8 protein-coding genes are annotated in these 14227 nt (G+C 69.0%); all 8 read left to right on the top strand.

Annotated features, from left to right (window positions below; translation table 11 throughout):
- Positions 1 to 33 precede the first annotated feature (33 nt).
- A complete protein-coding gene (locus ABZ928_RS51840) occupies positions 34 to 789 on the top strand; it encodes an AfsR/SARP family transcriptional regulator (protein ID WP_361536561.1) in 756 nt (251 codons plus the stop codon).
- A 482-nt stretch (positions 790 to 1271) separates the two neighbouring features.
- Positions 1272 to 1490 carry an MbtH family protein gene (locus ABZ928_RS51845; RefSeq protein ID WP_361536563.1) on the top strand — a complete coding sequence of 73 codons (219 nt, stop codon included), beginning with the start codon at positions 1272 to 1274 and terminating at the stop codon, positions 1488 to 1490.
- Complete coding sequence (locus ABZ928_RS51850) at positions 1487 to 8590, top strand: amino acid adenylation domain-containing protein (RefSeq protein ID WP_361536565.1); 7104 nt, start codon at positions 1487 to 1489, stop codon at positions 8588 to 8590. Before ABZ928_RS51845 ends, ABZ928_RS51850 begins: the two co-directional genes overlap by 4 nt.
- A 3-nt stretch (positions 8591 to 8593) precedes the next feature.
- Positions 8594 to 9322: an iron-containing redox enzyme family protein gene (locus ABZ928_RS51855; protein ID WP_361536567.1), complete on the top strand. Its 729-nt coding sequence runs from the start codon at positions 8594 to 8596 to the stop codon at positions 9320 to 9322.
- A 77-nt stretch (positions 9323 to 9399) separates the two neighbouring features.
- Positions 9400 to 10563 (top strand): PLP-dependent aminotransferase family protein, encoded by a 1164-nt coding sequence (locus ABZ928_RS51860; RefSeq protein WP_361536569.1) that lies wholly within the window; start codon positions 9400 to 9402, stop codon positions 10561 to 10563.
- Between the two features lie 108 nt (positions 10564 to 10671).
- On the top strand, positions 10672 to 11865 hold the full coding sequence (locus ABZ928_RS51865) for a pyridoxal phosphate-dependent aminotransferase family protein (RefSeq protein ID WP_361536571.1): 1194 nt from the start codon (positions 10672 to 10674) through the stop codon (positions 11863 to 11865).
- 59 nt (positions 11866 to 11924) lie between these two features.
- Positions 11925 to 13202: a cytochrome P450 gene (locus ABZ928_RS51870; protein ID WP_361536573.1), complete on the top strand. Its 1278-nt coding sequence runs from the start codon at positions 11925 to 11927 to the stop codon at positions 13200 to 13202.
- 16 nt (positions 13203 to 13218) lie between these two features.
- Entirely contained in the window at positions 13219 to 14208 is a 990-nt protein-coding gene (locus tag ABZ928_RS51875; RefSeq protein ID WP_361536575.1) for a beta-ketoacyl-ACP synthase 3, read from the top strand.
- The last annotated feature ends 19 nt before the right edge of the window (positions 14209 to 14227 follow it).

A 14227-nucleotide genomic window follows, 5' to 3' on the forward strand; every position in this document is an offset into this window, starting at 1 on the left:
CGTGTGATGGTTGATCATGGAGCCACGTTCTGCATGCTGGGCCCGCTGCAGGTCAAAGGGGCCTATGGACAGGCTCCCTTGAGGGCGCACAAGCAGCAGCTCGTGCTCGCACGACTCCTCTGCACGCCGAACCAGGTCATCACCGTCCCCGAGTTAGTGGACACCCTCTGGGGAGCCTCTCCACCCCGCACGGCGGAGAAGGTGATCCAGGTGTACGTCCACGCACTGCGAAAGACGATCCGGCAGGGCACGGGAGTCGAAGCGGACTGGATACGTTTCGTCAACCGGAGCGGCTACACCTTCGGTGGCAGCCCGAGCGAAATTGATGTGTACCACTTCGACCATTACGCCAAGAGGGGCCTGGGCGCCCTGGCTGAAGGAAGAGACCCCCGACTCGCTCTCAGTGAACTGGACAAGGCACTGCGCATCTGGCGAGGACCCGCGCTTCAGGGACTGACCGAACCCCTTTTCCTCAGCCGCTTCGCCGACGCTCTGCACGAGCGTCACCTCGCCGTGCTGGAAGCACGGATCGAGGCGGAGATCGAGCTCGGGCGGCACGCGTTGGTCGTCCACGAACTGGTACAGCTCATTGCGGACCACCCTTTACGGGAGGGGCTCCACGCTCAGCTGATGATCGCCCTTTACCGGTCCGGGCGGCAGGGTGAAGCACTCAAGGCCTACCAGGATGTCCGCCGGCTGCTCACCGAGGAGTTGGGCGTGGAGCCGGTCCGCAGGCTTCGCGATCTCCACAGGGCCATCCTGAACCACGACCTGGACCTCATCCGGTAGAGCCGCGCGTACCGGTGTCCCAGGCGCCGGACGCCTGGAGCCCGAGCCCCTTCACCATGTCGTCGATCACGAACCTGCACGGTGGCAGCGGGCGCTGCGGCGGTCGCGGGATAGCGTGCGTCTCCGCCGGACCGGCGGCGGGTTCCGTCGGTGCCGCCACCGGGATCTCTCCCAACCATCGCGTGACGACATCCACCGAGATGTCGTGACGAGCGGCCGCTACTTCGGCGGTGAGGCTGCCGGAGAGGACACTCGCCAGGATATGGAATCTCTCGACAGGGGAAATACGCCGGCCTGTCATCTGCCGTCCCCTTCCCTTTCGATTTCCTCGACCGGTGAGGCTCATTTCGGCAAAGTGCCCGACGTTGCTTCACCTTCGGTTAAGCGATCCACGCGACCGATTCCGCTTAACCGAAGGTGAAGTACGAGGCGTAAGAGTCTGTTCCGTTCCGACGGAGCCGGGCTGAGGGGATTGCGTGCCGATGAATCCGTTCGATGATCCGGAGGCCAGGTACCGGGTCCTGGTCAACGCGGAAGAGCAGTACTCGCTGTGGCGTGTGGACATCGCCGTCCCGGACGGTTGGACGGTGGTACTGCCGGACGGCGGCCTCGCGGAGTGCCTGGAGCACATCGACGCCCACTGGACCGACATGCGCCCGCTGAGCCTTCGGCAGAACCGACCGGGCCCGGTCCGGTCATGAGGCTTCCTCTCTCCTCCCCGCAGCGCGGTATGTGGATGGCGGAGCAACTGGAACGGGGCCGGTCACAGCGGGACATCGCCGAGTACCTGGACATCCGGGGGCCTCTCGACCGAGGAGCGCTGGTAGAAGCTTGGCGACGGGCGATCATCGACACTGAGGCCGTACGGGTGCGCTTCGCCGACGACGCCGGGGGCGACGCCGCGCACGGCGCCACCGACGGGTCATCAGATCGATTCGGCAGGGTGGGCGCACGGGACCTGAGCCACGCCCACGGCCTCGTGCAGATCCTCGAGGACTGGTCCTCGCCGGAGATGCAGCTGCTGGATCTCGCCGACCGTCCGGACCCCGAGGCCGCCGCGCTCGCCTGGCTGGACGCCGACCGGGTCCGACCGCTGGACCTGCGCCGGGGCCCTCTGTTCGAGGCGGCCCTGATCAGGCTCGCCCCAGACCGCCACTTCTTCTACCACCGGACCCACCACATCGCCCTTGACGGATACGGAGCGGCGCTGTTCAGCCGTCGGCTGGGCGAGGTGCACGGCGCCCTGCGCCGGGGGCTGACGGCCGAGCCCGCCTCGTTCGGCTCGCTGCGCGACCTGGTCGACGAGGACGCCGCGTTTCGCGCCTCGGACGACTTCGAGCGCGACCGGGAGTTCTGGACCGGGCGATTCGCCGACGGACTGCGTCCGACGAGTCCGGCAAGCGGCGAACTTCCGGCGCCCGACGCATTCCTCCGTCCGGTCCGTCGCGTCGACCGAACGGTACTGCAGGCCATGCCGGCCGGACTACGGGTCCACCCGTCCGCCGTACTCACCGCGGGCATGGCGGCCTACCTGCACCGGATCACCGGCGCCGCCGACGTCGTGGTGGAACTGCCGGTGGCCGCTCGGACGAGCCCGATGGCCCGGCGCACCCCTGGCATGACCGCGAACGTCGTGCCGCTGCGACTGCGCGTGACGCCGGACAGCGACCTGGCCGAGCTCGTCCGGCATGCCTCCCAGGAGATCCGGACGGCGCTGCGCCATCAGCGATACCGCTACGAGGATCTGCAACGCGAACTCGGCTGGTTGCGCGGTGGCATCGGCCTCGCGGCACCGTCCGTCAACGTCCTGCCGCGACACGACGATCTGACCACCGCGTCCTGGCCCGGCAACCGGGTCACCCGGCACCGCCTGGCCGGCGGCGCCGTCAGCGACTTCTCCGCGATGGCCACCGACCAGGGCACCGACCACGCCGTACTGCTCGACTTCGAGATCCATCCCGAGCGTTACCGGCCGGCGGAGGCACTGGCACACCAGGAACGCTTCCTGCGCGTCGTCGCGGCCATGGTCGGAGAACCGACCCGCCCGGTCGGCGGGATCGACCTGCTCGGTACGGACGAGCTACGGGTCGTCGCCGCCGGCTGGAGCGCGCCCCGTCGGCCCAACGACGAACGGCCGCTGCCCGCTCTGCTGGAGGAACAGGCCGAGCGAACCCCCGACGCGGTCGCCGTCGTGTCCGATGACCGCTCGGCGACCTTCCGAGAGTTGCACAGCGAGGCGAACCGGCTGGCCCGGTATCTGATCTCGCTCCGGGTGGGTCCCGAGTCGGCGGTGGCCGTCGCGTTGCCGCGATCGGTGAGCCTGATCACCACAATCCTGGCCGTCGTGAAGACCGGCGCCGCCTATCTGCCGGTGGACACCGGCTATCCGCCGGAGCGCATCGGCCAATTGCTCGACGACTCGGCGCCGGCCTGTGTGCTGACCGACAGCACCTCGGCGCGGGGGCTCCCGCAGGGCCCGCCGCGCGTGGTACTCGACGCCCCCGAGACCGTCACGGCGCTCTCCTCGTTGCCGGACGGCAACGTCACGGATGCGGAGCGGACAGCTCCGCTCCTGCCTGCGCATCCGTCCTACGTGATCCACACTTCTGGCTCCACCGGGCGGCCCAAGGGCATAGCGATGCCCGGTTCCTCGGTGGTCAATCTGATCACGGGGCATGCCGAGTTGCTGCCCGGCTCCACAGGCACGGTCACCGCCCAGTTCGCGCCGGTGAGTTTCGATGTGTCGGTGCAGGAGATCTTCTACTCCCTGGCCTCCGGCCGGACCCTGGCCGTACCCGACGCCGAAGTAAGGCGCGATCCACGTGAACTGGTGGCATGGCTGGGCCGGCACAGGGTCAACGAGTTGTTCGCACCGAATCTCGTGATCGAGACACTTTGCGCCGCCGCCCTGGAGCAGGGATCCGCTCTGCCGTACTTGCACGATCTGGTGCAGGGCGGCGAGGCGCTGACGATCGGCCCGGCGACCGCGGAGTTCTTGCGCACCGGACCTCCGCGCCGACTCCACAACCACTACGGGCCCGCCGAGACCCATCTGGTCACGTCGGCCACGCTGCACCGGGACGGTTCACCGTGGCCCGCCCGGGTACCGATCGGCCGTCCGTTCCGCAACGTACGGATCCATGCGCTGGACGCCCGGCTGCAGCCCGCGCCGGTGGGAGTGACCGGAGAGTTGTACGTCGCCGGTGACCAGGTCGCCCGCGGCTACTGGCACCGTCCCGGCCTCACCGCTGCCCGCTTCGTTGCCTGCCCGTTCGGACCCCCAGGACAGCGCATGTACCGCACCGGCGATCTCGTACGCCTGCGCCCCGACGGCACGCTCGACTACGTGGGCCGCGCCGACCACCAGGTAAAGATCCGCGGCATGCGGGTGGAACCCGGCGAGACGGAGGCGGCTCTGCTGCGTCAACCGCGCATCACCGCAGCCGCCGTCGTCGCCCGTGAGGACCGACCCGGCGACCGACGCCTCGTCGGTTACGTCGTTCCGGTCCCCGGCACCGCCGTGGACCTCCGTGAGATACGCCGCCGACTGGCCGCGGAACTCCCCGAGTTCATGGTCCCTTCCGCGCTCGTGGAACTCGGCGCGCTGCCACTGAGCCCGAACGGCAAGCTCGACCGTACGGCGTTGCCGCGCCCCGTCCAAGCGTTCCCGGCCGCCTCGGGCACCACTCGGTCTGGCACGCAAGCGGCCCTGCTCGGCCTGGTGGAGGAGGTGCTCGGCGTCACGGGAGTGGGTCTCCACGACAACTTCTTCGAGTTCGGTGGCCACTCACTGCTCGCCATGCGCCTCACCGCTCGCGTACGGGCCGTGCTTGGAGCAGAACTGCCCGTCCGTGCCGTCTTCGAGCATCCGACAGTCGCGGAACTCGCCGCCATGCTCGGGGCAGCCTCCGGAGCTCCTTCGCCACCACTCCTGACCAGGACCGAGCGACCGGATCGGATACCGCTGTCCCCGCCTCAGCGCCGACTGTGGTTCCTCAACCGGGCCGAGCCTGACGCCGCCACGTACAACATGCCGATGGCCATGCGACTTGCGGGAGAACTCGACCTCGGAGCGCTGCGGGCCGCCGTAGCCGATCTGTCAGACCGTCACGAAATCCTGCGCACGGTGTGCCCGGAGTCGGACGACGGTGTGCCGTACCAGTCGGTGGCCTCCTCCCGCCCTCGTGTCGAGGTCACCGACACCAGCCCCGCAGATTTGCCGGGAGCGGTGGCCGCGCTTGCCGGGCGTGGTTTCGATCTGCGGACCGAACCGCCGGTCCGTGTGACGCTCCTCCGGCTGAGCGCCACGGACCACGTCCTGGTGGTGGTCCTGCATCATGCGGCGGGCGACGGCTGGTCGGTCGCGCCGTTCGCTCGCGACCTGTCGCGCGCCTACACCTGTCGACTGCGCGGCGCGGCCCCGGACTGGGCCCCCTTGCCCGTGCAGTACGCCGACTACACTCTCTGGCTCCACCGGCTGCTCGGAGACGAGAACGACCCGGAGAGCACGGCCGCCCGGCAGGCGAGGTACTGGACTGCCGCTCTGGCCGGTCTGCCGGAGGAACTCGGCCTGGTGACGGACCGGCCTCACCCCGCCAAGTCCTCGGGCAGGGGCGGCACAGTACCGGTGCACATCGACCCGGAACTGCACGAGCGGCTGGACGCGCTGGCACGGGAACACCGGGTCAGCCCCTTCATGGTGGTGCACGCCGCGTTCGCCGCTCTGCTGCACCGGCTCGGGGCGGGCTCGGACCTCGCCATCGGAACCCCGGTCGCTGGCCGGGGCGACCCCCTCCTCGACGATCTCGTCGGTGTCTTCGTCAACACACTGGTCCTGCGGACCAACCTGTCCGGCGATCCCTCCTTCGGCACCCTGCTGGACCGGGTCCGGGAAACGGATCTGACGGCCTACGCCCATCAGGAACTGCCCTTCGAGCAGCTGGTGGAACTGCTGAACCCGCCCCGCATCCCCGGCCGCCACCCCCTCTTCCAGGTACTGCTGGCCTTCCACACCACCTCCGAGGCCGAACTGGAACTCCCGGGTCTGGCGACCCACCCCCTGCCCGCGGTCCCCCGTCCGGCCAAGTTCGACCTGTCGCTCAGCCTGACCGAACGACTCGCCGCCGACGGACGTCCGGCAGGTCTCGATGGCCGACTGGACTACGCGGCCGACCTGTTCGACGTGGACACCATGGAACTGATCGCCGCCCGTTTCGAGCGCCTGCTGACAGCGGTCACTGCGGACCCCTCTTGCCCGGTGTCCGGCCTGGACCTCATGCTTCCCGGCGAGCGCCGACGCGTCCTGGCCGAGTGGAACGGTACGGAAGAGGCCTCTCCCCCGACCTCCGCGCTGAGCCTGTTCGACAGCCAGGTGGCCCGGACTCCCACGACCACCGCCGTCGTCTTCGGAACCACGCACATCTCCTACGCCAGGCTCGACGCCCGGTCCAACCGCATCGCCCACCAGCTGCGGGCCATGGGGGTACGGCCGCAAGATCGCGTGGGCATCTGCCTCGGCCTCTCGCCGGACCTGCCGACGGCACTGCTGGGCGTGCTCAAGGCGGGTGCCGTCTGCGTCCCCCTCGACCCCACGCACCCGGCTCAGCGCCTCGCGACGGCGTTGTCCGACACAGGTGCACAGGTTCTGCTCACCGATGTACGCACCGCGTCCGGGCCAGTGGCGGATGCCGTTCGGGTGCCGGGGACCGATCCGGGACGGGGGTCGTCGGCCGTGCGGGTGCTCACCCTCGACGACCCCGGCGCCTTCACCGGCCGACCGTCGTACGCGCCGGCCCCCCAACCCACGCCGGGGGACGCCGCGTACGTGATCCACACCTCGGGTTCAACCGGCCGCCCCAAGGGTGTCGTGGTCACCCACGGTTCGCTCGCGGCCTACCTGATCCACTGCCGTGACACCTACTCCGGTCTTTCGGAGACCGTCGTCGCCCATGCCTCACCCGCCTTCGACGGAAGCCTCACCGCTCTGCTCGGCCCCTTGGTGAGCGGCGGACGGCTGCGACTGCAGCTCCTTGACGAGCCCCCACCACGCCGTCCGGCCTTCCTCAAGGGCACGCCGAGCCATCTGCCGATCCTCGCGACCCTGCCCGACCGGCATGCACCGACCGTCGAACTCGTCCTGGGCGGCGAGCCGCTGTACGGAGCCGACCTGGAACGGTGGCGGGCTCGACACTCTGCCGTGACGGTCGTCAACTCCTACGGCCCCACCGAGACGACCGTCGCCTGTCTGGACCACCGTCTCGAACCCACAGATCCCCTGCCCCACCGGGTGCCGATCGGCCGACCGCTGCCCGGCGTACGGGTGTACGTCCTCGACAGCCGACTGGAGCCGGTCCCGGTAGGCGTCACCGGGGAGCTCTACGTGGCCGGAGTCCAGCTCGCCCGTGGCTACTGGGACAGCCCCGGTCTCACCGCCGCGCGATTCGTCGCCTGCCCCTACGGCTCCCCTGGCGACCGTATGTACCGCACCGGGGACCTGGTACGCCACCGCCGCGACGGCCGGCTCGAACACCTCGGGCGCGCCGACCTCCAGATCGACATCCGTGGTCACCGCGTCGAACCCGGAGAGATCGAGGCGGCACTTCTGCACTGTGCCGGCATCGCCGCCGCCGCGGTCGTCGCCCGCGAGGATCTCCCCGGCGACCGGCGCCTCGTCGCCTACGTCTCACCCGCCACCGCCCCGGAGGACAGCGCACTACGGCAACAACTCGCCAGCACCCTCCCGGCGTTCATGCTCCCGTCCGCCTTCGTACGCCTCGACGCACTACCCCTGACCGCCAACGGAAAGGTCGACCGCCCGGCCCTGCCACGTCCCGCGGAGGTCCCCCGGGACGGCGGCCCGACGAGCCCTCCGCGTCCCGGGCTCGAAACGGTTCTGCGGGGCCTGTTCGAGGATGTGCTGGGCACCCGGGGCGTCGGCGCGCAGGACAACTTCTTCGAGCTGGGGGGCCACTCCCTGCTCGTCGTCCGGCTGGTCTCCCGCATACGGTCCGTGCTGGGGGTCGAGCTGCCGATCCGCGCCCTCTTCGAGGCGCCGTCCGTCGCCGCCCTCGCCCTCCGCATCCGCGACGCCTCGGACGTGCTTCCCGGCGACACCGCCTTCGAGGTGCTGCTGCCGCTGCGCAGCGGCGGCAACCAACCACCGCTCTTCTGCGTCCACCCCTCCAGCGGCCTGAGTTGGCCCTACGCGGGACTGCTCGCCTGCCTCGACCGCGACCGGCCACTGTACGGACTCCAGACGCGCGGGCTGGCCCGCTCGGCGGAGGCACTGCCGTCCTCGGTCGAGGAGATGGCCGCGGACTACCTCGCCCGGATCCGGAGCATCCAGCCAACCGGGCCCTACCACCTGATCGGCTGGTCGCTGGGCGGCCTGATCGCGCACGAGATCGCCGTCCAGGCACAGGCGCAGGGCCAGGAGGTCGCGCTGCTGGCCCTACTGGACGCCCGGACTCCACGCCGTCTCATCCCCGTACCGCAGGAAACGGAGCTGGCGGAGCACCTCCCGCCGGGCACCGACGAGGAACTCCGCTCCCGGCTGCCGTCCGTCGCGACGCACGGACTACGGATAGCGAAGCGCTTCACACCCGGCCGGTTCCGTGGCGACGTCGTGTGCTTCACCGCGGCGAGGGAGCCGGTCAGGGCACCCGCCGATGCGTGGCGGCCCTTCGTGAGCGGCCGGATCACCGACCACGCCGTCGACTGCGACCACTTGTCCATGACGACTCCCGAACCGCTGAAGCACATCGCCGATGAACTCAACTCCCTCCTCAAGCAAGCGAGATGACCTGTGACCGAGACAGCCGCCAGCCCCGAAGCCGCCGTCGCGCACACCGCCTTCTTCGACGAACTCGACCACGTCGTCGCCGAGGGCTGGGCCCGTATCCACAACGGGCCGTACTACCGCCATGTGCGCGAACACGGTGCCGGCCGGGAGCTGTATCGCCGGACGATGTGCCAGCTCTGGCACTACATCCAGCACAACCCGCTCAACCAGGCGGTCGCGGTGCTCGGCATGCCCCCGCGCCGCACGCACCTGATCCGTTACGCGGTCGACCACTCGCTGGAGGAGCTGGGCCACGAGAAGATGATCGAGCACGACCTCCGGCTGGTCGGGCTGCTCGACGAACCGCTCTCGGCGTCCACGCCGTTGCCCGCCACCCAGGCCTTCATCGGCTGGCTGTACTACGTGAGCCTCCGGCAGGGAGCCGTGGCGCGGATGGGCTACAGCTACTGGGCCGAGCGTTCGTACGACCAGATCGGCGAGCTGCTGGACCGCCTCCGTAACGACCTGGGTATGACGGACCGTTCGATGAGCTTCTTCGTCGCCCACTCCACCATCGACACCAAGCACGCCGACGACGTCAGGCGAGCGCTGGAGCGCAACGCGGACACACCGGAGATCCAGCGCCAGGTCATCGAGGTGGCCCGGACGTCCCTGTACTTGAACGCCGCGCTGCTCGACAACGTCCTGGACGACTACCTCGCGTCCCTCGCAGCGAAGTCCGTGAAGATTTGAGGCTCGACGGCACATCTCCCTCCCTTCCGGTCCACGCCGATCGGTGGCGTGACCGGTACGCCTTGCGCACTGTCGGCATGGTGCCCTCCGAGGTCCGGGCACTCTTCTCGGTCGCGTCCCGCCCCGGCGTCGTCTCGCTGGCGGGCGGCATGCCGGACGTGACGGCGCTTCCCGCAGATGCCCTCGGCGAACTGCTGGGCGAACTGGCCGTCACCCGCACCGCCGTCGCGTTGCAGTACGGGTCGGCCCAGGGTGATCCGGCTCTGCGTGAACGGATCTGCGAGGTGATGGCCATGGAAGGGATCCGCGCGCGGGCGGACGACGTGGTGGTGACGGTCGGCTCGCAGCAGGCCCTGGACCTGACCGCGCGGATCTTCCTGGATCCGGACGACGTCGTGGTCACCGAGGCGCCTACCTACGTCACGGCACTGAACGTGTTCGCCGCGTACCAGGCGCGGATCGTGTCCGTGCCCATGGACTCGGACGGAGTGATTCCGAACGCCTTGGAGGAGACGCTGCGCCGACTGGCCGAGGCGGGACGACGACCGAAGCTGTTCTACACCGTGCCAACCTTCCACAATCCGGTCGGTGTCACGCTGGCCGACGCCCGCCGACCCGCGGTGGTGGACATCTGCGGCCGCGCCGGAGTGCTGATCGTCGAGGACAACCCTTACGGGCTGCTGGCCTTCGACCACCAACCCCGGCGGGCGTTACGCGCGGACGCCCCGGACGGGGTCCTCTACCTGGGGTCGTTCAGCAAGACGCTGGCGCCGGCCTTCAGGGTGGGCTGGGCCCTGGCTCCGCCGTCCGTGCGGGACAAGCTCGTGCTGGCGGCGGAGGGCGCGATCCTCTCCCACTCGGTACTGGCCCAGCTCGTCGTCGAGCGCTGTCTGGCGACCCAGCCGTGGCCCGAACACCTCAAGGCGATGCGGGAGATGTACCGCGAGCGGCGGGACGCGATGCTCGACGCGCTGGCCACGTGGATGCCTCCGGGATGCCTCTGGACCCGGCCCGACGGCGGCTTCTTCGTGTGGGTCACCCTGCCGCCGGGAGTCGACTCCAAGGAGATGCTGGCCCGCGCCGTGGCGGCCGGCGTGGCCTACGTGCCGGGCTCCGGGTTCTTCGCGGACGGCACCGGACACGGCCACCTCCGGCTGTCCTACAGCCATCCCGCGCCGGAGCTCATCAGGGAGGGTGTCAGGCGGTTGGCGGGGCTGCTCACCGCAACTGCCGACATGTAATTCACAAAGCGGTTTCCAGGGCGGGACAGAACTGACCCTTAACCGGCTCTGAAGCGGATTTCTGCACAGTGAAGGCATCCAACCTCCGAGGGAATTGTCGAGGGTTATATGAGCCTCCTGGACAAGTGTGCCACTTACACGCGCCGCGATGAATTGCGCGAAGTCGGGCTCTATCCCTACTACACCCCGTTCGAGGGACATGGCCGTCCGGTCGCCCTGCTCGACGGCGCCGAATATCTGATGTGTGGCTCGAACAGCTACCTGGGCCTGTCCACGGATCCACGGGTCCAGGAAGCAGCCCGTACCGCCATCGACGCATACGGAACCTCCTTCAACGGCAGCCGCCTCCTCAACGGCAACTCCAAACTCATGGAGGAACTGGAGGCCGAACTGGCCGATTACTTCGGCAAGCCGGCCGCCCTGGTGGTGGGCACCGGATACCAGACCAACCTGGCGGCCGTCGGAACGCTGCTCCACCGGGGCATCGGCGACCCCAAGCGGATCGTCCTGGTGGACAAGCAGGTCCACGCCTCACTCATCGACGGCATCCGACTCAGCCGGTCCTCGGACGCCGCGTTGCGCTGGTTCCGGCACAACGACGCCGAGGACCTGGATCGCAAGCTGGCCGAGTGCCCGGCGGACACCGAGACCCTCGTCATCGTCGACGGCGTGTACTCGATGGAGGGGGACATCTGCGATCTGCCCGCCATCGTCGAGGTGTGCCGACGGTACGACACCACCCTGCTGGTGGACGACGCCCACGGCGCCTCCGTCCTCGCCGAAGGGCGCGGCACTGCGGCCCACTTCGGTCTGGCGGACGACGTGGACGTGTTGACGATCAGTTTCGGCAAGGGCCTCGGCTCCTGCGGCGGAGTGGTGCTCGGCAGCGAGATCCTCATCCAGTACCTGCGCAACCACGCCCGCGGGGTGATCTTCTCCTCCGGCCTCGGACCGGCCGACGCCGCGGCGGTGCTGCAGACCGTCCGAATCATGCGAGAGGAGATCTGGCGGCCCAAACGGGTACTGGAGATCGCCGAGGAGATCCGCAGCTCGCTCACCGCCCTCGGCTACGACGTGGGGCCCAGCGCCTCGCCGATCGTGCCGGTGATGATGCCTGACGACGCCACGGTGTTCACAGCCTGGCGAAAGCTCATGGACCTCGGCGTCTACACCAACGCCGTGATCGGCCCGGCCGCCTCCCCCCGGCTGCGCACCAGTTGGACGGCCACCCACACCCCCGAGCACGTCCAGCAAGCCATCGCGGCTTTCGCCGCGATCCGCGACGAGGTCCTGCCCCGCTAGACCGCGTTCTCCTCTTCCTTCCGCCCCATCCCGGTGAACGATCAAAGGAGACGGCTGCCATGGCCACCCGGACGATCAGCGACGTAGGGGACATCAACCTTTCCTCCATCCAGTTCTGGGGCCGCTCGCTCGAGGACTGGGCGGCCGCGTTCAAGGTGCTGCGCGCACAGGAACACCCTCAGCTCTTCGCGGAGCCACCCAGCACCTGGGGAGCCGGCGCCGGCTACTACGCGCTGGTTCGCTACGCCGATGTGCTGGAGGCCGACCGCAATCCCGAGGTGTTCAGCTCCGAGCCGAGCGGACTCACCATCGCCGACATGCCGGCCGAATTCAACGAGTACTACGGATCCCTGCTGAACATGGACGATCCGGGGCACGCGCAAATACGCCGGATAGTTTCCCGATCCTTCACCCCGCGGATGATGGAGCGGATATCGGCAGATCTCGGCACGATGGTCACCGAAATCATCGACGAGCTGATCAGATCCGGTCCCGGAGAATTCGTCTCGCGAGTGTCGGCACCCGTCCCCCTGAATTTCATCAACGACATGATGGGCGTTGCCCGGTCGAGCTACGAGCTGGTCCTCAGATGCTCGAACGTCGTCGCGGCCGGCTACGACCCGGAGTACCTGGGCCGGACCCCACGCCAACAGCACCTCACCTTCCTGCGCGCCGGCCGGGACCTCAAGGAACTGATGGCCGAACTGGGCGAGCACCGCAGGCAACACCCCACCGGTGACCTCGCGTCGGCGCTCGTCAACGCCAACCAGGACGGCGAGAAGTTCACGGACCAGCAGCTCGCGTCGTTCTTCATCATCCTGCTGGTGGCCGGCAACGAGACCGTCCGCAATTCCATCTCGCACGGGCTCAGACTGCTCACCGATAACCCCGCCCAGCGCGAGCTGCTCTTGTCCGACCTGGACCATTATCTGCCCGGGGCGATCGAGGAGATCCTCCGGTTGTCGACCCCGGCCATGTGGATGCGCCGAACCGTCACCCGGGACCATGTGATGAACGGTCACCAGTACAAGAAGGGTGACAAGGTTCTGATGTTCTTCTGGTCGGCGAACCGCGATGAAACGGTCTTCGACCGGCCGGAGGAGTTCGACATCACCCGTTCGCCCAATCCGCACCAGGCGTTCGGCGGCGGCCCGCACTACTGCCTGGGCGCCCAGCTGGCGCGTATGGAACTGAAGGTCCTCTTCAAGGAACTGCTGACTCGCGTCCCGGACATCCGTTCGGTCGGCAAGCCGGACCGGCTCCTGTCGAACCACGTGAACGGCATCAAGCGCATGGACTGCGCCTTCGACGCCAGCGCCGCCCGCTCCCGGGCCTGAGGGAAGGCTGCCCACAATGCCGAACAGAGCCGCACCACGCTACTCCCGCATCCTGGGAGTCGGTGCCCACCGCCCCTCACGCATCGTGCGGAACGCGGAACTGGCCGCGGTGACCGGCCGCAGCGATGAGTGGATACGCCGCCGCACCGGCGTCGCGGAACGACGCTACGCCGCACCGGACGAGACCGTGCTGGAGATGGCCGTACAGGCCTCGACGAAGGCCCTGGCAGCCGCCGCCGTCCTGGCATCCCGGGTCGACGTCGTCCTCCTGGCCTCGATGTCGGACCTGCGCCAGAGCCCGCCCTCGGCGCCGCAGCTTGCACACCGACTCGGCAGTACCGCGGCCGCGCTGGACCTGGGCGCGGCGTGCTCCGGCTTCTGTCACACCCTCTCGGTCGCCGGATCACTGGTGCGCAGCGGGCAGGCCGATCACGTACTGGTAGTCGGATCCGAGCGCATGACCGACATCGTCGCTCCTGACGACCCGTCGTCAGGTTTTCTGTTCGCGGACGGCGCGGGCGCTGTCGTGGTAGGACCGTCCGACGAGCCCGGCCTCGGCCCCACGGTATGGGGATCCGACGGTGGCCGGGCCGGGCTGATCGGCCATGACGCGAGCTGGCTGGAGTACCGCGACGATCCTCAGCGGCGCTGGCCGACCATGCGGATGGACGGTCAGGACGTGTACCGATGGGCGATCGAGACCCTACCCGCCGTCGCTCACCGGGCTCTGGCCGATGCGGGGGTCAAGGCGGCCGATCTCGACGCCTTCATCCCGCATCAGGCCAACCTCCGCATGGTCGACACCATCGTCGAACGCATGGAGCTGCCCGATCACGTCGCGGTGGCCCGCGACGTGATCCACTCGGGCAACACCTCCGCCGCCTCGATTCCACTGGCGATGGCGCAGTTGAGCGAGACCGGCGCGCTGCGCAGCGGCGCGCTGGCCCTGCTCGTCGGTTACGGCGCGGGCCTCTCGTACGCGGCACAGGTGGTGCTTCTGCCGTGAAAGGCCCACTCTCGCGCCC

The sequence above is a fragment of the Streptomyces sp. NPDC046909 genome (assembly GCF_040644695.1).
Classification (GTDB): Bacteria; Actinomycetota; Actinomycetes; order Streptomycetales; family Streptomycetaceae; genus Streptomyces.

Excerpts from the sequence above, each read along its gene's own strand:
- ABZ928_RS51850 (WP_361536565.1), top strand. The coding sequence starts at position 1,487 with ATGAGGCTTCCTCTCTCCTCCCCGCAGCGCGGTATGTGGATGGCGGAG.
- ABZ928_RS51860 (WP_361536569.1), top strand. The coding sequence starts at position 9,400 with ATGGTGCCCTCCGAGGTCCGGGCACTCTTCTCGGTCGCGTCCCGCCCC.
- ABZ928_RS51870 (WP_361536573.1), top strand. The coding sequence starts at position 11,925 with ATGGCCACCCGGACGATCAGCGACGTAGGGGACATCAACCTTTCCTCC.
- ABZ928_RS51875 (WP_361536575.1), top strand. The coding sequence starts at position 13,219 with ATGCCGAACAGAGCCGCACCACGCTACTCCCGCATCCTGGGAGTCGGT.
- ABZ928_RS51840 (WP_361536561.1), top strand. The coding sequence starts at position 34 with ATGCTGGGCCCGCTGCAGGTCAAAGGGGCCTATGGACAGGCTCCCTTG.
- ABZ928_RS51845 (WP_361536563.1), top strand. The coding sequence starts at position 1,272 with ATGAATCCGTTCGATGATCCGGAGGCCAGGTACCGGGTCCTGGTCAAC.
- ABZ928_RS51865 (WP_361536571.1), top strand. The coding sequence starts at position 10,672 with ATGAGCCTCCTGGACAAGTGTGCCACTTACACGCGCCGCGATGAATTG.